27 protein-coding genes and 1 tRNA gene are annotated in these 22,472 nt (G+C 63.1%); 22 read left to right on the top strand and 6 right to left on the bottom strand.

All coding sequences use genetic code 11. The features are described 5' to 3' along the window. Positions 1-42 precede the first annotated feature (42 nt). From hisC to K2O51_RS28890, 14 genes are all read left to right on the top strand, one after another. On the top strand, positions 43-1,143 hold the full coding sequence (hisC, locus tag K2O51_RS28955) for a histidinol-phosphate transaminase (protein ID WP_011299253.1): 1,101 nt from the start codon (positions 43-45) through the stop codon (positions 1,141-1,143). Between the two features lie 4 nt (positions 1,144-1,147). Beyond that, a complete protein-coding gene (gene hisB / locus K2O51_RS28950) occupies positions 1,148-1,735 on the top strand; it encodes an imidazoleglycerol-phosphate dehydratase HisB (RefSeq protein WP_011299252.1) in 588 nt (195 codons plus the stop codon). A gap of 92 nt (positions 1,736-1,827) precedes the next feature. Further along, positions 1,828-2,451 carry a YchE family NAAT transporter gene (locus K2O51_RS28945; protein WP_011299251.1) on the top strand — a complete coding sequence of 208 codons (624 nt, stop codon included), beginning with the start codon at positions 1,828-1,830 and terminating at the stop codon, positions 2,449-2,451. Next, on the top strand, positions 2,448-3,101 hold the full coding sequence (gene hisH, locus K2O51_RS28940) for an imidazole glycerol phosphate synthase subunit HisH (protein WP_140952675.1): 654 nt from the start codon (positions 2,448-2,450) through the stop codon (positions 3,099-3,101). Before K2O51_RS28945 ends, hisH begins: the two co-directional genes overlap by 4 nt. Positions 3,102-3,216: 115 nt before the next feature. Then, positions 3,217-3,963 (top strand): 1-(5-phosphoribosyl)-5-[(5-phosphoribosylamino)methylideneamino]imidazole-4-carboxamide isomerase, encoded by a 747-nt coding sequence (gene hisA / locus K2O51_RS28935; protein ID WP_011299249.1) that lies wholly within the window; start codon positions 3,217-3,219, stop codon positions 3,961-3,963. A gap of 68 nt (positions 3,964-4,031) precedes the next feature. Further along, positions 4,032-4,802 carry an imidazole glycerol phosphate synthase subunit HisF gene (gene hisF, locus K2O51_RS28930; RefSeq protein ID WP_011299248.1) on the top strand — a complete coding sequence of 257 codons (771 nt, stop codon included), beginning with the start codon at positions 4,032-4,034 and terminating at the stop codon, positions 4,800-4,802. Positions 4,803-4,804: 2 nt separating this feature from the next. Continuing rightward, complete coding sequence (gene hisI / locus K2O51_RS28925; protein WP_011299247.1) at positions 4,805-5,212, top strand: phosphoribosyl-AMP cyclohydrolase; 408 nt, start codon at positions 4,805-4,807, stop codon at positions 5,210-5,212. Further along, a complete protein-coding gene (locus K2O51_RS28920; RefSeq protein ID WP_140952678.1) occupies positions 5,209-5,586 on the top strand; it encodes a phosphoribosyl-ATP diphosphatase in 378 nt (125 codons plus the stop codon). Before hisI ends, K2O51_RS28920 begins: the two co-directional genes overlap by 4 nt. Positions 5,587-5,631: 45 nt before the next feature. Beyond that, entirely contained in the window at positions 5,632-6,021 is a 390-nt protein-coding gene (locus tag K2O51_RS28915; RefSeq protein ID WP_011299245.1) for a DUF4870 family protein, read from the top strand. A gap of 51 nt (positions 6,022-6,072) precedes the next feature. Beyond that, on the top strand, positions 6,073-6,429 hold the full coding sequence (locus K2O51_RS28910) for a histidine triad nucleotide-binding protein (protein ID WP_011299244.1): 357 nt from the start codon (positions 6,073-6,075) through the stop codon (positions 6,427-6,429). Positions 6,430-6,575: 146 nt separating this feature from the next. Further along, positions 6,576-6,797, top strand: coding sequence for a Sec-independent protein translocase subunit TatA (gene tatA, locus K2O51_RS28905; protein ID WP_011299243.1), 222 nt, complete (start codon positions 6,576-6,578; stop codon positions 6,795-6,797). A gap of 102 nt (positions 6,798-6,899) precedes the next feature. Continuing rightward, on the top strand, positions 6,900-7,406 hold the full coding sequence (gene tatB / locus K2O51_RS28900; protein ID WP_011299242.1) for a Sec-independent protein translocase protein TatB: 507 nt from the start codon (positions 6,900-6,902) through the stop codon (positions 7,404-7,406). A 109-nt stretch (positions 7,407-7,515) separates the two neighbouring features. After that, positions 7,516-8,304, top strand: a complete 789-nt coding sequence (gene tatC / locus K2O51_RS28895; RefSeq protein WP_011299241.1) for a twin-arginine translocase subunit TatC — start codon at positions 7,516-7,518, stop codon at positions 8,302-8,304. A 230-nt stretch (positions 8,305-8,534) separates the two neighbouring features. Next, positions 8,535-9,680, top strand: coding sequence for a porin (locus tag K2O51_RS28890; RefSeq protein ID WP_041679723.1), 1,146 nt, complete (start codon positions 8,535-8,537; stop codon positions 9,678-9,680). Positions 9,681-10,087: 407 nt separating this feature from the next. Here K2O51_RS28890 and K2O51_RS28885 read toward each other — a convergent pair whose 3' ends face one another. Continuing rightward, complete coding sequence (locus tag K2O51_RS28885) at positions 10,088-11,284, bottom strand: Do family serine endopeptidase (RefSeq protein WP_011299239.1); 1,197 nt, start codon at positions 11,282-11,284, stop codon at positions 10,088-10,090. A 19-nt stretch (positions 11,285-11,303) separates the two neighbouring features. Here K2O51_RS28885 and K2O51_RS28880 point away from each other — a divergent pair, with 19 nt between their 5' ends. Continuing rightward, the gene (locus K2O51_RS28880) at positions 11,304-12,050 is read left to right on the top strand and encodes a Nif3-like dinuclear metal center hexameric protein (protein WP_011299238.1); all 747 of its coding nucleotides are present in this window, start codon (positions 11,304-11,306) and stop codon (positions 12,048-12,050) included. Between the two features lie 72 nt (positions 12,051-12,122). On the opposite strand, the gene mscL is transcribed toward K2O51_RS28880, so the two are convergent. Beyond that, positions 12,123-12,557 (bottom strand): large conductance mechanosensitive channel protein MscL, encoded by a 435-nt coding sequence (gene mscL, locus K2O51_RS28875; protein WP_011299237.1) that lies wholly within the window; start codon positions 12,555-12,557, stop codon positions 12,123-12,125. 214 nt (positions 12,558-12,771) lie between these two features. Here mscL and petA point away from each other — a divergent pair, with 214 nt between their 5' ends. The 6 genes from petA (at position 12,772) to K2O51_RS28845 (ending at position 17,079) form a co-directional block, all read left to right on the top strand. Continuing rightward, on the top strand, positions 12,772-13,389 hold the full coding sequence (gene petA / locus K2O51_RS28870) for a ubiquinol-cytochrome c reductase iron-sulfur subunit (protein ID WP_011299236.1): 618 nt from the start codon (positions 12,772-12,774) through the stop codon (positions 13,387-13,389). A gap of 2 nt (positions 13,390-13,391) precedes the next feature. Then, complete coding sequence (locus K2O51_RS28865) at positions 13,392-14,795, top strand: cytochrome b (RefSeq protein ID WP_011299235.1); 1,404 nt, start codon at positions 13,392-13,394, stop codon at positions 14,793-14,795. Between the two features lie 39 nt (positions 14,796-14,834). After that, entirely contained in the window at positions 14,835-15,578 is a 744-nt protein-coding gene (locus K2O51_RS28860; RefSeq protein ID WP_011299234.1) for a cytochrome c1, read from the top strand. A gap of 207 nt (positions 15,579-15,785) precedes the next feature. Continuing rightward, positions 15,786-16,397 (top strand): glutathione S-transferase N-terminal domain-containing protein, encoded by a 612-nt coding sequence (locus K2O51_RS28855; protein ID WP_008643086.1) that lies wholly within the window; start codon positions 15,786-15,788, stop codon positions 16,395-16,397. 56 nt (positions 16,398-16,453) lie between these two features. Beyond that, positions 16,454-16,942: a ClpXP protease specificity-enhancing factor gene (locus tag K2O51_RS28850; RefSeq protein WP_011299233.1), complete on the top strand. Its 489-nt coding sequence runs from the start codon at positions 16,454-16,456 to the stop codon at positions 16,940-16,942. A 61-nt stretch (positions 16,943-17,003) separates the two neighbouring features. Beyond that, a tRNA-Thr gene (locus K2O51_RS28845) sits at positions 17,004-17,079 on the top strand. Between the two features lie 116 nt (positions 17,080-17,195). Here K2O51_RS28845 and K2O51_RS28840 read toward each other — a convergent pair. From K2O51_RS28840 to K2O51_RS28830, 3 genes are read right to left on the bottom strand one after another with little or no spacing between them, the layout of a single operon-like run. After that, on the bottom strand, positions 17,196-17,966 hold the full coding sequence (locus tag K2O51_RS28840; RefSeq protein ID WP_041680075.1) for an enoyl-CoA hydratase/isomerase family protein: 771 nt from the start codon (positions 17,964-17,966) through the stop codon (positions 17,196-17,198). 14 nt (positions 17,967-17,980) lie between these two features. Continuing rightward, positions 17,981-19,216, bottom strand: coding sequence for a CaiB/BaiF CoA transferase family protein (locus K2O51_RS28835; RefSeq protein ID WP_140950680.1), 1,236 nt, complete (start codon positions 19,214-19,216; stop codon positions 17,981-17,983). 45 nt (positions 19,217-19,261) lie between these two features. Further along, a complete protein-coding gene (locus K2O51_RS28830; RefSeq protein WP_220631094.1) occupies positions 19,262-20,239 on the bottom strand; it encodes a Bug family tripartite tricarboxylate transporter substrate binding protein in 978 nt (325 codons plus the stop codon). Between the two features lie 162 nt (positions 20,240-20,401). Between K2O51_RS28830 and K2O51_RS28825 the strand changes: the two genes are divergently transcribed. After that, complete coding sequence (locus K2O51_RS28825) at positions 20,402-21,427, top strand: LysR family transcriptional regulator (protein WP_140950678.1); 1,026 nt, start codon at positions 20,402-20,404, stop codon at positions 21,425-21,427. On the opposite strand, the gene K2O51_RS28820 is transcribed toward K2O51_RS28825, so the two are convergent. Beyond that, on the bottom strand, positions 21,354-22,406 hold the full coding sequence (locus K2O51_RS28820) for a phytoene/squalene synthase family protein (protein WP_140950677.1): 1,053 nt from the start codon (positions 22,404-22,406) through the stop codon (positions 21,354-21,356). The genes K2O51_RS28825 and K2O51_RS28820 overlap by 74 nt on opposite strands. Positions 22,407-22,472: the final 66 nt, after the last annotated feature.

Here is a 22,472-nt window from a genome sequence, read left to right as displayed (position 1 = left end):
CATTGCTGCCGCAGCGTTGCGGCAGCCCATACAGGAGCATCCATGTCAGTCGTAGACCCTTCCCTGATCGAGCGAATCATCCGTGACGACGTGCGCGCCATGGGCGCCTACCACGTGCCGGATTCGCATGGTCTGGTGAAGCTCGATGCCATGGAGAACCCGTACCGCCTGCCGCCCGCACTGCGCAGCGAACTGGCGGCGCGGCTCGGCGAGGTGGCGCTGAACCGTTACCCGGTGCCGAGCAGCGAGGCCTTGCGTGCGAAACTGAAAGAAGTCATGCAGGTGCCGGCCGGCATGGAAGTGCTGCTCGGCAACGGCTCGGACGAAATCATCAGCATGCTCGCGCTGGCCGCGGCGCGGCCAGGCGCGAAGGTGATGGCGCCCGTGCCCGGTTTCGTGATGTATGCGATGTCGGCGCAGTTCGCGGGCCTGGAGTTCGTGGGCGTGCCGCTGCGCGCTGACTTCACGCTGGACCGCGGCGCGATGCTGGCCGCCATGGCCGAGCACCAGCCCGCCATCGTCTATCTCGCTTATCCGAACAATCCGACCGGCAACCTGTTCGATGCCGCCGACATGGAAGCCATCGTCCGCGCCGCGCAGGGTAGCGTCTGCCGCAGCCTGGTAGTCGTGGACGAGGCCTATCAGCCGTTTGCGCAGGAAAGCTGGATGTCGCGCCTGACGGATTTCGGCAACCTGCTGGTCATGCGCACGGTGTCCAAGCTGGGCCTGGCCGGTATCCGCCTGGGCTATGTGGCTGGCGACCCGCAATGGCTCGAGCAGCTCGACAAGGTGCGCCCGCCGTACAACGTCAACGTGCTGACCGAGGCGACCGCGCTGTTCGCGCTCGAGCACGTCGCGGTGCTCGACGAGCAGGCAGCACAGCTGCGCGCCGAACGTTCGCGTGTGGCGGAAGGCATGGCGGCCCATGGTGGCGTGACCGTGTTCCCCAGCGCAGCCAATTTCCTGCTCGCGCGTGTGCCGGATGCGGCACAGACGTTCGATCGGCTCCTTGCACGCAAGGTACTGATCAAGAACGTGAGTAAAATGCACCCATTGCTGGCCAACTGTCTGCGCGTGACGGTCAGCACTCCCGAAGAAAACGCGCAGTTCCTTGAGGCATTCGCAGCGTCGCTGCAGGATTAACACCATGCGTGTTGCAGAGGTCACCCGCAATACATCGGAAACGCAAATCCGCGTTTCCCTGAATCTCGACGGCACCGGCCGCCAGAAGCTGGCGTCGGGCGTGCCGTTCCTCGACCACATGCTCGACCAGATCGCCCGGCATGGCATGTTCGACCTTGAAGTCGAAGCCACCGGTGACACGCATATCGACGACCACCATACGGTGGAAGACGTAGGCATCACGCTGGGTCAGGCCGTGGCCAAGGCCATCGGCGACAAGAAGGGCATCACCCGCTACGGCCACAGCTACGTGCCGCTCGACGAATGCCTGTCGCGTGTGGTGATCGATTTCTCGGGTCGCCCCGGCCTGGAATTCCATGTGCCATTCACGCGTGCACGCGTGGGCAGTTTCGACGTCGACCTGACGATCGAGTTCTTCCGCGGCTTTGTCAATCATGCGGGCGTCACGTTGCATATCGACAACCTGCGCGGCATCAATGCCCATCATCAGTGCGAAACCGTGTTCAAGGCCTTCGGCCGGGCACTGCGCATGGCGGTGGAGCTGGATCCGCGCGCGGCCAACACCATTCCATCGACCAAGGGCACGCTCTGACCGGCTGCTGAACCGAAGGCGTGCCGGCTGGTTGCGGCGCCCGCTGACCGAACTTCGCGAACCCGGGCCGGGACACCGGCCATCCGCAACCGATGGATACGCTCAAGTCGTTCATCTCGCTGTTGGCGCTGATCAACCCGATCGGCGCCATTCCGTTTTTCATCAGCCTGACCAGCCAGCAGTCGGAAGCGGAAAAGCTGCGTACCATCAAGACTGCATCGGTCTCGGTGGCGATCGTGGTGGCGGTGTCGGCGCTGCTGGGCCAGCAGATCATCGAGTTCTTCAATATCTCGGTGGCGTCGCTGCAGGTCGGCGGCGGGCTCATCATGATCATGATGGCCATGAACATGCTGAACGCCCAGACCAGCCGCACCAAGGCCACGCCCGAAGAAGAGGACGAGGCCGAGGCGCGGTCAAGCATCGCGGTGGTGCCGCTGGCACTGCCGCTGCTGACCGGGCCGGGCTCGATCAGTACCGTGATCGTTTATGCGGGCAAGACGCAGCACTGGTACCAGTTGCTGATCCTGGTCGGAATCGGCGTGGTGCTTGGTGCGGTGGTGTATGGGGTGTTCCGCGCGGCCGATCCGATCGCCCGCGTGGTGGGGCGTACCGGCATCAATATCGGCACGCGCCTGATGGGGCTGATCCTGTCGGCGCTGGCCGTTGAATTCATTGTGGACGGGCTGAAGACATTATTGCCTGTTTTGAAATCATGACTACCATAGCAATTGTGGATTACGGCATGGGCAACCTGCGCTCGGTGGCGCAGGCCCTGCGGGCCGCGGCACCGGAGGCGGATGTGCGCGTGGTGGATGCCCCGGAAGGCATTCGGAGCGCGGATCGCGTGGTGCTGCCGGGGCAGGGCGCCATGCCTGACTGCATGTCGGCGCTGGGCGCTTCGGGGCTGCAGGAGGCGGTGATCGAGGCGGCAGCCAGCAAGCCGATGTTCGGTGTGTGCGTTGGCGAACAGATGCTGTTCGAGTCCAGCAGCGAAGCCAGGCCCGGCACCGACAAGACGCCTTGCCTGGGGCTGATGCCGGGTGAAGTCATCCGCTTCGAACTGGACGGGATGACCCAGCCGGACGGCTCGCGCTACAAGGTGCCGCAGATGGGCTGGAACCGCGTCAAACAGTCCAGGCCCCATCCGCTGTGGGATGGCATCCCGGACGAAAGCTGGTTTTACTTCGTGCACAGCTACTTCGTGCGCGCGCAGGATCCGGCCCATATTGCCGGCGAAACGGAGTATGGGGTCGTGTTTACCAGTGCGGTAGCACGCGATAATATTTTTGCCACGCAGTTCCACCCCGAAAAAAGCGCAGCCATGGGGTTGCAGCTTTACCGGAACTTCGTGCACTGGAATCCCTGAAGATCCGATCCGAGCCAGCCAACGCCATTCTGGAATACTTGCCTATTGACCCGGACTGACCGGCCACTGGCCGGGCTGGCTCTATCTCTCTCACTCAACCACGCTCGTCACGATTATGTTGCTCATTCCGGCCATCGACCTGAAGGACGGTCAGTGTGTACGCCTCAAACAAGGCGACATGGACCAGGCCACCGTCTTTTCCGAAGATCCCGCCGCCATGGCACGCCATTGGGTCAATCAAGGGGCGCGCCGCCTGCACTTGGTCGATCTCAACGGTGCATTTGTCGGCAAGCCCCGCAATGAAGCCGCCATCAAGGCCATCATCGCCGAGGTCGGCGACGAGATCCCGGTGCAGCTCGGCGGTGGCATCCGCGACCTGAACACCATCGAACGGTGGCTGGACGACGGCCTGTCGTACGTCATCATCGGCACCGCGGCGGTGAAGAACCCCGGTTTCCTGAAGGATGCCTGCTCGGCGTTCGGCGGTCACATCATCGTCGGACTCGATGCCAAGGACGGCAAGGTGGCGACCGACGGCTGGAGCAAGCTGACCGGCCACGAGGTGGCGGACCTGGCACGCAAGTACGAAGACTACGGCGTGGAGGCCATCATCTATACCGACATCGGACGCGACGGCATGCTGCAAGGGATCAATATCGATGCCACCGTCAAGCTGGCGCAGTCGATGTCGATCCCGGTAATTGCCAGCGGCGGCCTGTCCAACCTGGCCGATATCGACAACCTGTGCGCCGTGGAGAACGAAGGCGTGGAAGGCGTCATCTGCGGCCGTGCCATCTACTCCGGCGATCTCAACTTCACCGACGCGCAGGCGCGTGCGGACAAGCTGAGCAACGGGGAATAAGCCAACGCGCCCCGCGGGGCGCTGCCACCGCCAGGCTGCTACCGGTCTCGCGGCGGACAAGGAATCTCATGCTAGCCAAACGTATCATCCCCTGCCTCGATGTGACGAACGGGCGGGTGGTCAAGGGCGTCAACTTCGTCGAGCTGCGCGATGCGGGCGATCCCGTGGAAATCGCGCGACGCTACGACGAGCAGGGCGCCGACGAAATCACTTTTCTCGACATCACCGCGACCAGCGATGGGCGCGACCTGATCCTGCACATCATCGAGGCGGTGGCCTCGCAGGTCTTTATTCCGCTGACCGTTGGCGGCGGCGTGCGCGCCGTCGAAGATGTGCGGCGCCTGCTCAACGCCGGTGCGGACAAGATCAGCGTCAATTCGTCGGCGATCGCCAATCCGCAACTCGTGTCGGATGCCACCGGCAAGTACGGCTCGCAGTGCATCGTGGTTGCCATCGACGCCAAGCGCAGCTCGGCGCCAGGCGAGCCCCCGCGCTGGGAAGTTTTTACGCACGGCGGACGCAAGGCAACCGGGCTCGACGCGGTGGAGTGGGCGAAGGAAATGGCGGCACGTGGCGCGGGCGAGATCCTGCTGACCAGCATGGATCGTGACGGCACCAAGAGCGGTTTCGACCTGGAACTCACCCGCGCGGTCAGCGATGCGGTGCCGGTGCCGGTAATCGCGTCGGGCGGCGTCGGCGGCCTGCAGGACCTGGCCGATGGCATCCGGCTCGGCCACGCGGATGCGGTGCTGGCCGCCAGCATTTTCCACTACGGCCAGCATACGGTTGGCGAGGCAAAGGCATTCATGGCCCGCGAGGGCATTCCTGTGCGGATCTGATCATGGCAAAGAAGTGGCTCAACAAGGTCAAGTGGGACGATAACGGCCTGGTGCCGGTGATCGTGCAGGAAGTCGGCACCAATGACGTGCTGATGTTCGCGTTCATGAACCGCGATGCGCTGCAGAAGACCGCGGAACTCGGCGAAGCCGTGTTCTGGTCGCGTTCGCGCAAGCGCCTGTGGCACAAGGGCGAAGAGTCTGGCCACGTGCAGAAGGTGCACGAGATGCGCCTCGACTGTGACGAAGACGTGGTACTGCTCAAGGTCACCCAGGTCGACAACATCGCCTGCCACACTGGTCGGCATTCGTGCTTCTTCCAGAAGTTCGAAGGTGACGCCGAGAGTGGCGACTGGCAGACCGTCGAGCCTGTGCTCAAGGACCCTTCCCAAATCTACACGGCCAAACCATGACCGAATCCCAACCCGCCGGTACCGATGTGCTGGCGCGCCTGGCTGCGGTGCTGGAGTCGCGCAAGCCTGAGAATGGCGGCGACCCCGAGAAATCGTACGTCGCTCGCCTGTTCCGCAAGGGTGACGACGCCATCCTCAAGAAGATCGGCGAGGAAGCCACCGAGACCGTAATGGCGGCCAAGGATGCGCGCGCGGCCGGCAAGACCGGTGCCGACGCCGACAAGATCGTCTATGAAGTGGCCGACCTGTGGTTCCATACCATGGTGCTGCTGGCCAACTTCGGCCTGACGCCGGCCGATGTCGTCAACGAGCTGGCGCGCCGCGAAGGCCTGTCCGGCATCGAGGAAAAGGCGAGCCGCAAGGACCAGGGCTGATACCGCAGCCCGTGGACCAGGGCGCACTGAATCGGGAGGGCCAGCATGGCGAACGACTACACCGGGCAGGTCACGGTCAGCGACAGCGAGCGGGAGGGCAGCCTGCGCAAGCTGATGCACATCCTTTATGCGCTGTACGCGATCTTCTGGCTGACCGGTGGCGTGACGGCGCTGATTGCCATCATCGTCGACTACGTCAAGCGCGACGATGCGCGCGGCACGCTATATGCATCGCACTTCGCGTGGCAGATTCGCTCGTTCTGGTGGTCGGTGGCCTGGGGAATTCTCGGTGGTGTGTTGTTCGTCAGCGTGGTGCTGATTCCGCTCGCCTTCGCGGTGTGGGGCGTTCTGTCCCTGTGGATGCTGTATCGTATCGTCAAGGGTTGGCTTTACCTCAACGACAGCAAGCCAATGTATCCGGAGCAGTCCTTCTAGCCGGGATATGGCGGCGCGCTGGTGTGCGCCCGACATCGCAACGAAAACTTCATGAATTCCCAGGATAATTGCATCTTCTGCAAGATTGTGGCTGGCCAGATCCCGTCGCGGAAAGTCTATGAAGACGACGACATGATGGCTTTCCACGATATCCACCCGAAGGCCCCGGTACATTTCCTTCTGATCCCCAAGTCACATGTCGACTCGCTGGCAGAGTGCGGTCCAGCCGAAGGGGAGGTGCTTGCTAGAATGATGCTGAAGGTGCCAGAACTGGCGCGCGCGGCAGGCTGTGGCAACGGCTTCCGGACGGTGATCAATACCGGCCCGGATGGCGGCCAGGAGGTCTACCACTTGCACGTGCATGTGCTCGGCGGGCCGCGCCACCAATGGAAGGTGCCGCTGCCCTGAACAGGCAACCCTTGGCATGAGGAGCCGGACCGCGCGTGCGGTCCGGACGCTGCGCCGGCAACCGTCGCCCGGCGCGGCCAAATTCGGACGGAACAACGGGTCCGGGCGGCAACAGGTATCGCCCGCGGCTTCATCAGGAGCAAGAAATGGGTTCGTTTAGCATTTGGCATTGGCTGATCGTTCTGGTGATCGTCATGCTCGTTTTCGGCACCAAGAAGCTGCGCAATATCGGCCAGGACCTGGGCGGCGCGGTCAAGGGCTTCAAGGATGGCATGAAGGAAGGCGACGACAAGGCGGCGCCGGCCAAGGAACTGCGCGATTCCACCACGATCGACGTGGACGCCAAGGAAAAGACGCGCCAGCAATAAGCCTGGCACTCCGGCTTTTTCTCGTTTCCGTCCAGTCTCTTTGCACCGAGTGGTTACTCGCCCGATGAATCTCGCTTTGGCTCTTGTCCGCGTGACGCCCGCATGATCGACCTTGGCATTTCGAAGCTGGCGCTGATCGGCGCCGTGGCGCTGATCGTGATCGGCCCGGAGCGCCTGCCGCGCGTCGCGCGCACGGTGGGTGCGCTGGTCGGCCGTGCGCAGCGCTATATCAATGACGTCAAGGCTGAAGTGAGCCGCGAGGTGGAGCTCGAAGAACTGCGCAAGATGCGCACGGAATTCGAAGACGCCGCGCGCGATGTCGAGCGCACCATCCACAAGGAAGTCAGCGAGCAGACGCAGGCGCTGAACGAAGCGCTGGGCGGTATTGAACCCTCGGCCGAATCGGGTGGGGGCGTGTCGGATTTCGTGCCGAGCTGGCATTCCGCCCACAAGGCGCACAACGGCCGCAAGAGCTGGCGCGTCAAACAGGGTGCCCGTCCGCTCTGGTTCAAGCGCCAGAACAATGTCCGCGTCTGGGTGCAGTCCGGAGCCGCACGCGTCAAACGCCACCGTCCGGCTGCGGGCCGGGCCCGTTCCTTCTTCGAATGAGCATGGCCGGGCAGCAGCATGCTTGCCGCCCGTGTCGTCGCGATGCCTGCCGCGCAAGCGGTGCCACCGAATTTCAAATGCCAGCCGCGCGCGGCTGAGCGTCTACGCCATGAGCGACAACCGGTCCAACGATCCTCAAGACGAATCGCAGCAGGAAACCTTCATTTCGCACCTGATCGAGCTGCGCGAGCGGCTGGTCAAGGCGGTCGCCGGCATCATCCTGGTGTTCGTGGGGCTGGTGTACTGGGCGCCCGTCATCTTCAATCTGTTTGCGCGGCCGCTGATGGAATCGCTGCCCAAGGGCGGCAAGATGATCGTGACCGATGTGACCGGCTCCTTCTTTGTGCCGATGAAGGTCACGCTGCTGGTCGCGTTCCTGATTGCGCTGCCGTGGGTGCTGTACCAAGTCTGGCAGTTCGTCGCACCGGGCCTGTACCAGCATGAGAAGCGGCTGATCGTGCCGCTGGTTAGCAGCAGCTACGTGCTGTTCCTGTGCGGCGTCGCATTCGCGTACTTCCTGGTCTTCCCGACCGTGTTCCATTTCATGGCGCACTACAACGCGCCGCTGGGCGCGGACATGTCGACGGACATCGACAAGTACCTGAGCTTCGCGATGACCATGTTCCTCGCGTTCGGCATCACTTTCGAAGTGCCGGTGGTGGTGATCGTGCTGGTGCGCTTTGGGGTGGTCGAGCTGGACAAGCTCAAGCAGATTCGCCCGTATGTGATTGTCGGCGCCTTCATCATTGCGGCCGTTGTCACGCCGCCGGACGTGCTTTCCCAGCTGCTCCTCGCACTGCCGCTGATCGCCCTGTATGAACTCGGGTTGCTCATGGCGCGCTTTGTCGGGCGTCCGGAAGCCAGCGCGGATGCCGCTGGCGAAACTCAGGCGGATTGAGCTTCCCGGGTGGCGGAAGCCGGCGTTTTGCACCGATTTGGGGAATTATCGGCGCGATTCTGTTGTTCAATCACAACAAAAAACGTCCGTATACGCAGTTTACGCCGAAAAAGCCTTCTGACGGCCGGGGACGCTGGCCCATAATACGCAGCAGACGTGAAAGTAAGATGCGTCGCCCAAGCACTTGGGCAACCAAGATTTCCCAATCAGTTGACAAGGAAAGTGTCGATATGAAGATGAAACTGTTTGCTGCTGCCGTCGCCGCTCTGGCCGCTGGCGGCGCGTATGCCCAGTCGAGCGTGACCCTGTACGGTGTGGTTGACGCTGGTATCGAATATCAGAACAACCAGCCGGCCAACGTGTCGCAGGGTGTGGGCTCTGGTCACAGCGTGACCCGCATGATCTCGGGCGGCCAGTCGGGCAGCCGTTGGGGCCTGCGTGGCGTGGAAGACCTGGGCGGTGGCCTGAAGGGTCTGTTCGTCCTGGAAAGCGGTTTCACCGTTGACGATGGCAAGATGGGCAATGACAGCCGTCTGTTCGGTCGCCAGGCTTACGTCGGTCTGGGCAGCCAGTACGGTCAGCTGACCCTGGGTCGTCACCAAACTCCGTTCTATGACTTCGGTCTGCAGTTCGACCCGATGGCCATTGCTTCGAACTACTCGATCACCGCTCAGGACGGCGCTTTCGCGGGCCGTGCCGACAACTCGATCAAGTACATCGGTACGTTCGGTGGCCTGACCGCCAACGCTCTGTATAGCTTTGGCTCGAACACCGGCGGCGCCACTGGCGTTTTCCAGGGCAACCAGGGTGAAGTCCCGGGCACGTGGAAGATCGGTCGCGAATACAGCCTGGGTCTGACCTACGCTGCTGGCCCGTTCGCAGTTGGTGCCGTCTATGACGAAACCAACCTGGGCTTCACCGCCAACCCGGACGCAACCGTGCGCCGCGCTTCGCTGGCTGGTACGTACGCCTTCGGTCCGGCCAAGCTGTTCGCTGGCTACCGTTGGGCCAAGGGTGTTGATCTGGGCACGATCCCGTTCCTGGCCAACACGAGCCTCCAGGCAATCAGCGGCGCGAAGGCGTCGTCGAACCTGTACTGGCTGGGCGCTGGCTACCAAATCACGCCGGCATTCTCGCTGACCGGCGCGGCTTACTACCAAGACTTCCGTGGTGCCAAGGCTGATCCGTGGCTGTTCGTTGCTACGGCTGACTACGCACTGTCGAAGCGCACCGACGCTTACCTGAGCCTGGCCTACGCCTACAACCGCGACAACTCGAATCTGGGTGTTAGCGGCTTCGGCAAGACCAACGTCGACTCGACCGGCAAGGGCGACAGCCAGTTCGGCGCTACCGTTGGTATCCGCCACAAGTTCTAATCTGAAGCGGGCCTGAGCCCGCAGTAGATTGGCTTGAAAAAACGCCGGCATCCGAAAGGGTGCCGGCGTTTTGTCTTGTCTTCAGCCACGCGCATCTGCATGGTGTGCGAGAGCAGAACGTTTTTGCATGTGCCGAGCATCAGCTGCGCATCGTTCCTGTCCGCAACGGCTATCAAGGTTGCTCTGGTGCCGCAGCGCCGGTGCCTGCACGAATCCCCAGTTCGCGGCGTGTAGGGTGCAGGCTAAAAATATCTTCCTGGCTTGTCGGGATGCCTACGCGAAGCGCTGTCGATACCGACAATTCCCGAACCTAATTGTTCAGGAGTAGGGCAGCTGGAGAAGGACAACAAAAAACCCCGCCATGCTGGGCGGGGCTTTTCGGTTGTGCAATCAGGAACCAGATGGACCTACTGTTCCTCATCATCGAACGGCAGCGAACGCCGCGGAGGCGGGGGCCGTTTGCCAATCGTCACCGTCAGCTCGGCAGGCTTGCCGCGGCGAATCACCTTCATCTTGATATCCACGCCGGGCTTGAGCTGGGCAATAGCATTGAGCAGTGCGGTGGTATCGGTAATGGGCTGCCCATCGACGGAAGCCAGCACGTCGCCCGGCTTCACGCCTGCCTTGTCAGCCGGGCCGCCTTGCACCACGGCCGCGATCAGCGCGCCTTGCTTGGCGTCGAGTCCGAACGATTCCGCGATTTCGGGCGTCATGTCCTGCGGTTCCACGCCGATCCAGCCGCGCGTCACGCTGCCCGTCGAGATGATCGATTCCATCACCTGCTTGGCCGTCGAGACCGGAATCGCGAAGCCGATGCCGAGCGAGCCGCCCGACCGCGAGTAGATCGCCGTGTTGATGCCGAGCAGATTGCCCTGCGCATCCACCAGCGCTCCGCCGGAGTTGCCCGGGTTGATGGCCGCGTCCGTCTGGATAAAGTTCTCAAACGTGTTGATCCCCAGATGGCTGCGGCCCAGTGCGGAGACGATCCCCATCGTCACGGTCTGGCCGACGCCGAACGGATTACCGATCGCCAGCACCACGTCGCCCACCTTGACGTTTTCCAGCCGGCCCAGTGTGATCGCAGGCAGTTCCTTCAGCGAAATCTTCAGAACCGCCAGATCAGTTTCAGGGTCCGAGCCCACCACCTTGGCGTTGGCCTTGCGGCCATCGGTCAGCGCGACCTCGATTTCATCGGCGCCGTCCACCACATGGTGGTTGGTTAGAATGTAACCCTCGGCACTGACGATGACGCCGGAGCCCAGGCTGGACACCGGTTCCTGGCGCTCAGGCAGCCGGTCGCCGAAGAAGAAGCGGAACCACGGGTCCTCAGCCTGCGGATGGGGCGAGCGTCGGGAGCCGTTCTTGCTGGTAAAGATATTCACTACGGCAGGCATGGCTTGCCGCGCAGCTTCGCTGTAAGACGCTTGCGCGGCAGCGCCGGCCACGTTGGGCACGACTTCCTTCAGCGCCACGATAGGCGACCCCGACTGCACCGCGACGCGGCCCCTCTGCAGCCACTCTGGCTTGAGCGTGGCCACGACGAACCAGACTGCCAGCACGACCGTGACAGCCTGGGCAAAGAACAGCCAAAAGCGCCGCAACATATTGGAGTTTGAGCAAGAAATGAAGACTAAAGAGCTGGAATTGTACTTGAACGACCTGTTGGAAGTTTCCCGCTACAAGGACTATTGTCCCAATGGCCTCCAAGTGCAAGGCAACGCCGAGGTCACACACGTCGTGACCGGGGTGACGGCCAGTCTGGCTTTGGTCGAGGCCGCCATCGAGGCCGGTGCCCAGGCCATCCTCGTGCATCATGGCTATTTCTGGAAGAACGAGGACGCGCGCGTGGTCGGCCAGAAGCATGCGCGCCTCAAGCGGTTGCTGGGTGCCGATATGAACCTGTTCGCCTATCACCTGCCGCTCGACAATCATCCCGAGTTCGGCAACAACGCGCAGCTCGCACTGCAGCTTGGCTTTGCGCCAACCGGGCGCTTCAGCGACGACCAGCTCGGTTGGACTGGCACGCTGCCTGCGCCGATGCCGCTGCAGGCGCTCGCCGCGCACGTCGGTGGCGTGCTCGGGCGCGAGCCGCTCGCTATCGGCGACCCCTGCCAGATGATCCGCACGGTCGGGTGGTGCACCGGCGGCGCCCAGGGATATTTCGATGCTGCCGTCGCAGCCGGCGTCGACGCCTATCTGAGTGGCGAGGTCTCCGAGCAGACCACGCACCTTGCGCGCGAAAGCGGCGTGGCTTATCTCGCGGCCGGGCATCATGCGACCGAGCGCTACGGCATTCGCTCGCTTGGCGAGCATGTGGCGCAGCGCTTCGGCCTGCAGCATACCTTCATCGATATTCCCAATCCTGTTTGACGCATGTCAAAAAAAACGGCCCCCATCGGGGCCGTTGTCTTGTCAGAATCCTGCTTCCGACGTTTTGCCGGTTCAGGGCTGGCGGGTTTTCAGGCTGTCGCGGATTTCACGCAGCAGGACGATATCCTCCGGCGGCGGCGGTGGCTCTGCCGGGGCCGGCTCTTCCGCACGCATCTTATTGAATGCCCGCACCATCAGGAAAATGATGAAGGCCAAAATCACGAAGTTGACAACGATAGTCAGAAAATTCCCGTAAGCAAACACGGGCACACCAGCTTTTTTCAGCGCGTCAAGCGTCATGGGCGTACCGGGAGGCGGTTCGGCCAAGGTAACAAACATATTCGAGAAATCCAGCTTGCCGACGATACGCCCGATGACCGGCATGATCAGGTCATTGACCACCGAATCGACGATTTTTCCAAATGCCGCGCCAATGATTACGCCGACCGCAAGGTCGATCACGTTGCCGCGCATTGCAAAGGTCTTGAACTCCGACATCATGCTCATGGGGCATTCTCCTTATTGTTGCAAGCAATGAACGTTTCAAGCTCAGAAGCCTGCCGCATCAATGCGCGGAACGCAAGCTTGCATGCGGCTATCGGGCTTGTGCGACCGATAATCGTACATTCCCATTGGGTTTTTCGCCTATCTCGTGCCGAGGTGCCTCATGTACAATTTATGGTTGACGCAAAATCTAAATTGACTTCCCCTGGGGTTTGGAATGAGTGACCAGCAAGACGTGAAGAGCGTGGATAAAGGTCGCCGCAATTGGTTGATCGCGACATCCGTCGCTGGCGGCGTCGGAGGCGTAGCGGTAGCGGTTCCTTTCGTCAGTACCTTTGCACCATCCGAGAAAGCCAAGGCAGCCGGAGCGCCAGTGGAAGCCGATATCGGCGCCCTCAAGCCCGGCGAAATGATGACCGTTGAGTGGCGCGGCAAACCGGTCTGGATCCTGCGCCGGACCGACGAGATGCTGGCCTCGCTCAAGAAGACCGACGGCGAAGTCGCTGATCCCAAATCCGACGTTCCGTTTACGATGCAAACGCCGGATTACTGCAAGAACGAAACCCGCTCCCGCGCGGAACACAAGGACCTCCTGGTCGTCGTGGGCATCTGCTCCCACCTTGGCTGCTCGCCGTCGGGTCCCTTCGCCGCTGGCTCCAATCCTCAGCTCGGCACCGACCCCGGTTTTCTCTGCCCCTGCCACGGCTCCACCTTCGACCTGGCTGGCCGCGTGTTCAAGAACAAGCCGGCGCCGCAGAATCTCGATGTTCCCCCGTACCAGTTCCTGACCGACACCAAGATCGTGATCGGCAAGGACGAAAAAGGAGAAGCTTGATCATGGCGGCCGAAAAGCAAGTCAAGACAACCGGTCTGCTGGGCTGGATCGACGCCCGCTTCCCCGCCACACAGCTTTGGGAAGACCATCTCTCGAAGTATTACGCGCCGAAGAACTTCAACTTCTGGTACTTCTTCGGCTCGCTCGCACTGCTGGTGCTGGTGATCCAGATCGTCACCGGTATCTTCCTGGTGATGAACTACAAGCCGGACGGCACGCTCAACTCCGCCGGTATTCCCGTGGCTTTCGCCAGCGTGGAATACATCATGCGCGAAGTCCCGTGGGGCTGGCTGGTGCGCTACATGCATTCGACCGGCGCCTCGGCGTTCTTCGTCGTGGTGTACCTGCACATGTTCCGCGGACTGCTGTACGGTTCGTACCGCAAGCCGCGTGAGCTGGTCTGGATCTTCGGTTGCCTGATCTTTCTGTGCCTGATGGCCGAAGCGTTCATGGGCTATCTGCTGCCATGGGGCCAGATGTCGTACTGGGGCGCGCAGGTGATCGTGAACCTGTTCTCGGCCATCCCCGTGATCGGCCAGGACCTGTCGCTGTTCATCCGCGGCGACTACGTCGTGAGCGATGCCACGCTGAACCGCTTCTTCTCGTTCCACGTGATCGCGGTGCCGCTGGTGCTGCTGGCGCTGGTCGTTGCACACATCATCGCGCTGCACGAAGTAGGCTCCAACAACCCGGACGGCGTCGAGATCAAGGCGAAGAAGGACGAGAATGGCATCCCGCTGGACGGCATTCCGTTCCACCCGTACTACTCGGTCCACGACACGCTCGGTGTGGCCGGCTTCCTGGTGATCTTCTCGGCCGTGATCTTTTTCTTCCCGGAAGTGGGCGGCTATTTCCTGGAAGCGAACAACTTCTTCCCGGCTGATCCGCTCAAGACTCCGCCGCACATCGCGCCGGTGTGGTACTTCACGCCGTTCTACTCGATGCTGCGTGCGACCACGTCGAACTTCCTGCCGATCCTGTGGGTGTTCTTCGCACTGGTGCTGGGCATGTTGTTCGTGCGCAGCAAGGACGCGCGCATCAAGGCTGCGTCGATCGCCATTGCCGTGATCCTCGCAGTCGGCTTCTACTTCATCGACGCCAAGTTCTGGGGCGTGCTGGTGATGGGCGGCTCGGTGGTCGTGCTGTTCTTCATGCCGTGGCTCGACTGCTCGCCGGTCAAGTCCATCCGCTATCGTCCCGCTTTCCACAAGACGATCCTGATCGTCTTCGTGGTGGTGTTCCTGGTCCTCGGCTACCTCGGCGTGCAACCGCCGTCGCCGGTGGGTGAGAAGGTGTCGCAGCTCGGCACGCTGCTGTACTTCGCCTTCTTCCTGACCATGCCGCTGTGGAGCCGCGCCGGCGAGTTCAAGCCGGTGCCGGAGCGCGTCACGTTCCATCCGCACTGAGCGAACGCGCGAACCCCGACAAGAGGACAAGGACACACGATGAAAAAGCTGCTTTCCATCATTGCGCTGGCAGGCGCCTGCTTTGCCGCCGCGCCCGTCATGGCCAGCGAAGGGGGCTATCCCCTGGAGCCCGCGCCGGTGAACACCGCCGACCTGTCGTCGCTGCAGCGAGGCGCCAAGCTGTTCGTCAACTACTGCCTGAACTGCCACAGCGCATCGATGATGCGCTACAACCGGCTCAAGGACATCGGCCTGACCGATGACCAGATCCGCGAGAACCTGCTGTTCTCGGCAGACAAGGTTGGCGAGACCATGACCATCGCCATGCAGCCGAAGGAAGCCAAGGCCTTCTTCGGCGCGCAGCCGCCCGACCTGTCCGTAATCGCGCGCGCGCGCGGCGACGACTGGCTCTACACCTACCTGCGTACCTTCTACCGCGACGATAGCCGCGCCACCGGCTGGAACAACCTGGTTTTCCCGAGCGTCGGCATGCCGCACGTGCTGTGGGAACTGCAGGGCCAGCGTGCCGCCAAGTTCGCCGAAGCGGAAGTGCACGGCGAGAAGGTCCACAAGTTTGCCGGCTTCGAGCAGCTGAGCCCGGGCAAGATGAGCAAGGTCGAGTATGACCAGGCCACCGCCGATCTCGTTGGCTTCCTGGACTGGATGGCCGAGCCGGCGCAGAACCACCGCAAACGCCTCGGCGTCTGGGTGCTGCTGTTCCTGGGCATGTTCACTGTCTTTGCATGGCGCCTGAACGCCGCCTTCTGGAAGGACGTGAAGTAACGCCTCAGGCCGGCCCGGCAGCAAAGAAGGGCCAGAGCGGAAGTTGCTGTTGCAGCACCGCTCTGGCCCTTTTTCTATGAGAGTCGGCCAAGGTGGTGCTCAAAAAGTGGATTATATTCAACTTATTTGCTTTTCGATGCCCGGATTTGGCAGAATGTCAGACCTTACCGTCCGACCCAGCATCGGCTAAGCCCAAGGAATCCAACCATGATGGTGTTGTATTCGGGTACGACTTGCCCGTTTTCCCAACGTTGCCGCCTCGTCCTGTTCGAAAAGGGCATGGACTTCGAGATCCGCGACGTCGACCTGTTCAACAAGCCCGAAGATATTTCGGTGATGAACCCCTACGGCCAGGTGCCTATCCTGGTAGAGCGCGACCTCATCCTGTATGAGTCGAACATCATCAACGAGTACATCGACGAGCGCTTCCCGCACCCGCAGCTGATGCCGGCTGACCCGGTGCAGCGCGCCCGCGCCCGCCTGTTCCTGTTCAACTTTGAAAAGGAACTGTTCACGCACGTGTACGTGCTCGAAAACGAAAAGGGCAAGGCCGCCGAAAAGAACCACGAGCGCGCCCGCGCCGCGATTCGCGACCGCCTGACGCAGCTCGCGCCGATCTTCGTCAAGAACAAGTACATGCTTGGGGAAGAGTTCTCGATGCTCGACGTGGCCATCGCCCCGCTGCTGTGGCGCCTGGACCATTACGGTATCGAACTGTCGAAGAACGCCGCGCCGCTGCTCAAGTACGCCGAGCGCATCTTCAGCCGTCCGGCCTACATCGAGGCGCTGACGCCGTCGGAAAAGGTAATGCGCCGTTAAGCATGGCGGGCCCGATGCTTGCATCGGGCCAACCACCGGCGCCATGAAGAAGCACCATGCCTGAAACCTCCACCAAGCCCTATCTGATCCGCGCCATTTACGAGTGGTGCACGGACAATGGCTTCACGCCTTACGTCGCCGTCTTTGTCGACGCCAACACCAACGTGCCGCGCGAGTTCGTCAAGAACAACGAGATCGTGCTCAACGTGAGCTTCGACGCCACCAGCGGCCTAGACATGGGCAACGAGTGGATCACGTTCAGCGCGCGCTTCGGCGGCGTCTCGCGCAAGATCGACGTGCCCGTGGAAAACGTACTTGCGATCTATGCGCGCGAAAACGGCCAGGGCATGGCATTCCCGGTCGAGCGCAGCGTGCCGGAAACGCAGGCCGCAACCGAGCGCGAGAACAACCCGCCGCCCAAGCTGGCGCCCGTGGAATCCGAAACGGCCGTGAGCCCCGAACCGGGCGCACCGGACGATGACGAGACGCCGCCGCCCGTGCCGCGCATCGGCGGCAAGAAGCCGTCGCTGAAGGTGGTGAAGTAAGTCACGGGTGACTTACCAAAGCGGACCGTGATGCAGTAGAATCGCGGTCTGCATCAGATATGCCGGCTTAGCTCATCAGGTAGAGCAGTTGATTTGTAATCATCAGGTGGCGGGTTCGAGTCCTGCAGCCGGCACCAGATCATCGAGGGGTTACACGCCATTTGGCTTGTAACCCCTTGTCGTTTTTGCGGCCGATTCGGCGCCGCGGAACAAGCAGGGCGTGAGGCCATAACCGCTGACGCCCGGACGGTGTTCACGCCTGCCAGTACGGCTTGCGCTTCTCCACAAATGCGGATATGCCTTCCCTGGCATCGTCGGTGGCAAAGACATTGCCGAACGATTCCACTGCCGTAGCGATGCCGCGGCGGTAGTCGCTGTCATTGGCGCGCAGGAATGCCGTGCGTCCCATCCGCATCACGACCGGGGACTTGTCGCAGAACGTCTGCGCGAGGGCACGCGCTTCGCACATGACGTCGGCTTCGGGGACGATGCGATTGACCAGCCCGAGCGACATGGCTTCATCGGCGCCGAACGAGCGGCCCGTGAACAGCAGATCGAATGCGCGATGGCGGCCGATGATGCGGGGCAGGTGCGTGTAATGGATCGCGGGCGTGACGCCGACGTCGATCTCCGGATAGCCGAAGGTTGCGGTATCGGCGGCGACGATCATGTCGCAGTGAATCGCCAGCGTCATGCCGCCGCCGCGCGCCGTGCCGCCCACTGCCGCAATCGATGGCTTGCCCAGCCGGAACTGCGCTTCGTTCAAGCCGCTGTAAAGCTTGTCGACCAACTGGTACGCGCGCTGTGGCGATGCACCGTGCAGCGCGTCGAGTTGCAGGCCCGCGCAAAAGCGCCGTGGCACGGCGCTGCCGAGGATGACCGCGCGTACGGCATCGTCCTTCGCCGCACGGTGCAGGGCGTCCAGCAGCGCATCGATCATGCCTTCGTTCAGGGCGTTGACGGGCGGGCTGTCCAGCAGGATTTCCGCGACGCGGTCGCGGACTTCATAGGTAACGGTGCTCATGTTGTCTCGCATGGTCATGCCGCGGCGCGCTGTTGCGTCGGCGTGTTGGATTCCGTGTGGCCCGTGGTTGCCACCACGCCGCTCGCATGCAACGCGGCGATAGCATCGTTGTCATAGCCGGCCTGGCGCAGTAACTCCCCGGTATGCTCGCCCAGCAATGGCGGCGCCCGGTGCGCGATCCGGTCTTCCCCCTGGAAGCGGATGGGCAGGCCCATGTTCCTCACCTTGCCCAGCACCGGGTGCTTGGACTCGACGATTAGCCCGCGCGCGGCCAGTTGCGGATGCGCGAGCGCCTGGTCGAGTGTGTGGATCGGCGCGCAGGCGACACCGGCGTTGCGCAGCGCGTCCAGCCAGAATGCGACGGGCTGGGTGGCAATGCGCGCCTGTACCAGGGCGACGACCTCGTCGAAGTGCGCGACACGGTCGGCATTGGTGGCGAAGCGTGGATCGTCGACATAGGCCTGCAGGGCAGCGACGGGGCAGAAGCGCCGCCACTGTGCGTCGTTGCCGATGCCGATCATGACCGGCCCATCCGAAGCCTCGAACACCTGGTAAGGCGCCATGGCGGGATGCGCGGTACCCATGGGGCGCGGCACCTTGCCGCTGCACCAGTAGTTCTGTGCGAGGTAGCCCATGAATCCCATCGCGGTGTCGAGCAGCGAGACCTCGAGTTGCATGCCGCGGCCGGTCTTCTGGCGTTCGATCAACGCGGCCAGGACGCCGCTGAACGCATGCATGCCGGTGCCGAGATCGACGGGGGAAAAGCTTGCGCGAGCGAGCCTGCCGCCGGGTTCGCCCATGGTGCTGACCATGCCGCTGAACGCTTGCAGCATGACGTCGTAACCGGGTTCCTGTCCGAGCGGGCCGGTACGGCCGTAGCCGGAGATCTCGCAGTAGATCAGCGCGGGGTTCAGGGCCGAAAGGGTGTCGTAGTCAACGCCGAGCCGAGCGGCCGCCCCGCTGCCAAATCCTTGCAGGACGACATCGGACTTGGCCGCCAGCGCGTGGACGATCTTCCGGCCCTCTGCCGTCTTGAGGTCGACCGCGATGCTGCGCTTGTTGTGGTTGACGGCCAGGAAGGTCGCCGACTGGCCCTGGTCCTGCGGCAGCCACGCGCGCGTGTCGTCGCCACTACCGACCGGCTCGACCTTGATGACTTCGGCGCCAAGCTCCCCCAGATACTGGCCGCACAGCGGGCCCGCAAGTACCTTGCTCAGGTCGAGCACCCGAATTCCCTGCAATGCAATCATGTGTCTATCCGTTGAATGTCTCTGGGCGGGTTGGGCCCGCCTGCCTTATTCAGGCTTGATGTCGATCGACCGCGCCAGCGCGGTCCAGCGTGCTGCGTCCCGGTTGACGAAGTCCTGCACCTCGCCCGGCGCGAGATGGAACGGCTCCGCGCCGCGCGCGACCAGCGCGTTGCCGTACGCGGCATTGCGCGCGGATTCGGCCACGGCTTCGCGCAGCAAACCGACAATGGCCGGCGGCGTGCGCGCGGAGATTTGCAGCGAAAGCCAGAATTTGAGGGCGACCGCCGGATATCCCGCTTCAGCCAGCGTCGGCACGTCGGGCAGCAGCGGCGAACGCGCCGCCGACGTAATCGCCAGCGCCTTGAGCTTGCCGCCCTGGATCTGACCAACGCTCGTGGTCATGCTGTCGAACAGGAAATCGACGTTGCCCGCCATCACATCGCTGCTGGCCGGCGCGCTGCCCTTGTAGGGAATGGTGACTGCCGAGAACTTCGCAGCCTTGAGCAGCAGCGCGCCATAGATATGCGGCGAGCTGCCCGCGCCGTAGGTGGCATAGCTGAGGTTGTCGGGCTTCTGCCGGCCAAGCCGGACGAGATCCGCCACGGTGTTGACGCCAAGCTTGGTCGGATGGACCACCAGCACGTTCGGCACGGTCGCCACCACGCCCAGCGCCAGCAGGTCGCGCTGCGGCTGGAAGCGCAGGTCCGGAAACATCAGTGGATTGACCGCATGCATGCCGACCGTGTTGAGCAGGATCGTGTAGCCATCGGGGCTGGCGTCGAGCACGCTCTGCGTGCCCAGGTTGCCGCCAGCGCCGGGCTTGTTTTCTACGACGACCGGCTGGCCGAGTTTCTGCGACAACGGCATGGCGATCTGGCGCGCGACGAAGTCGCCGGAACCACCTGCAGCGAATGGCACGACTAGTTTGACCGGCCGCGTGGGCCATGGTGAATTGGCGAGCAGGGGCCGCGCGAACAGCGCGGCGCCTGTGCCAGCAAGAAAGGTGCGGCGACCGATGCTCATGTTGTCTCCAAGGAAGGTGTACGCCGGATTCCGCGTGCGTTGCGCGGGGCAGGTGGGTGTCACTATCCGGGGCGCTGGGCTATATGTCCAAGATATATTTTGGATGCCTGGTATCATGAATCCTTATAGCCAGCGGGCACACACTAGGGTCAGGAGACAGCCATGGGAATACCGGTGGACGTGCGGGGATTGCGCGGCTTTCTCGCCGTGGCGGCGGCGGGATCGATCTCGCGCGCGGCGGAAACGCTGCATATCGCCCAGCCGGCGCTGAGCTTGCAGATCCGCCAGCTTGAAGACACACTCGGCGTGGCCTTGTTCACGCGCAGCCACCGGGGCGTGTCGGTCACGGCCGCCGGCCAACGTTTCGAGCACCACGCGCGGGATATCCTGAAGCGGGTCGACCTGGCGTGCGAAGACGTCAGGGACCTCGTCACGGACCCGGAAGGCCGCGTCGCCATTGGCCTGCCGCAGTCCATGGCCAAGATCCTGACCGTGCCGCTGGTGCGGGAGACCATCCGGCGCTGGCCCAAGGTGCGCCTGCAGGTGATCGAGCTGAGCACCGGTTACATCCCGAACCATTTGCTGACGGGCCATATCGATATCGGCCTGACCTTCCAGGCAAATGCCGACCCCGGCCTCCAGTTCGATCACCTTGTCGATGAAGACCTTGTGATCGTGGCGGAGCCCGGCCGGTTTGCCGGGGCGAGACGGCGCGACGTCCTGCCGGCCAACGCGATCCGCCTGCGCGAGCTGAGCGATTACCCCATGATTCTGCCCGCCGGCGAGCATGGCCTGCGCGCGCTGATCGACAGCCACCTGCGCGCGAACGAGATCGACCTCCACGTACTGGCGGAAGTGAATGCGATTCCCGAACTGATCGCGCTGGCCGCGGCCGGCGTCGGCTGCACGGTGCTGTCCTACGCTTCGGTCTGCGCGGAGCTGCGCAAGGGTCTGTTGTCGGCCTCGCGCATTGCGGAGCCCGCCATGTCGCGGCCGGTCTTCCTGTGCCGCTCGGCCACCATGCCACTGTCCGTGGCGGCCTCGGCGGTGCATGAACTGCTGACGGAAATCGTCAGCGAGCAGATCGGAGACGGCAGCTGGCCGGCGCGCGTCGCTATGGCGACAGCACCCGCTCAATCCGCGCGATCTCGCCCTCCATCCAGCGGCGCAGCGTCCGATCGGACATGACCTGCAACGTGCTGCGACCCAGGATGCGATAGACCGTCTTGCGATCGATCTTCGAGACCTGTGCGGGGTCAAGCCAAACTTCGTTCCGCACGAGCTGCCGCAAGGTTTCGAGGCCGATCAGGATCGGCCACAGGCAGGCCAGCCGCAAGCGCACGGCCGTACGCGGGATTGCGAGCGTGTAGGCCATGGCTTCCCGGAAGTGGTCCAGCGCGAGGCGCACGAGTTCGAACAGCACCGGCCGCATGCGTTGCGAGTTCGCGGGTTGCAGCAGGTCGCGCGGTTGGGCACCGTGGCGGCCGAGCACATCCGTCGGCAGGTAACAGCGTCCGATGCGCAGATCATTGGCGCAGTCGCGCAGCACGTTGACCATTTGCAAGGCCTTGCCGAAGCGGATGCCCCGGCGATGCATGACGGTCGAATCCTCCTTGAGCACGCCGGGCTGGTGCGCATAGGTCATCGCCGTCCAGAACTCGCCCACGCAGCCAGCGACGAGGTAGGTGTAGCGGTCCAGGTCGGACAGGTCGGGCAATGCGCCAAGCTGTCCTGAGCGCTCATCCGGAAAAGTGCGCAGGTCGAATTCCATGCCCTCGGTCAGCGTGGTGACGATGCCGCGCACGGCGGTGCGGTCGGCGTCGTCGAGCTGCGCCAGCACGTCGAACGCGGGGCGGATCGACTCCAGCAGCGCGCTCTCTTTCGCTTGCGTCTGATGCCCAGCGACTTCCCGTGCCAGTCGATCCGCAAGCTGAGCCGGATCGTCGCTGCCATTGACGCACCGACGCAGCGACAGCAGCAGATCGAGGCGTACGGCAGGGGAGATCAGCGAGGTATCCGCAATGGTGTCCGCCGCACGCGCAATCAGGTAGGCGAGCCCGACAGGATCGCGCATGCCCGCTGGCAGGATGCGCAGCGTCAGGTAGAACGAACGGGAAACTCCCTTCAGCAGCGGGCCGAGCAGGTAGGCCCGGTTCGGGTTTGGCATGGGTGCTGTCGTGGCACGAGGGTAGGGCGCATTGTAGCCGTCACATGAGGCAATGACCGTTCTGCG

This window comes from Cupriavidus pinatubonensis (assembly GCF_019602855.1).
In the GTDB taxonomy this organism is placed as follows: Bacteria; Pseudomonadota; Gammaproteobacteria; order Burkholderiales; family Burkholderiaceae; genus Cupriavidus; species Cupriavidus pinatubonensis.
Note: the sequence above shows the minus strand (reverse complement) of the source record. Positions and strands in the feature narration are given on the sequence as shown.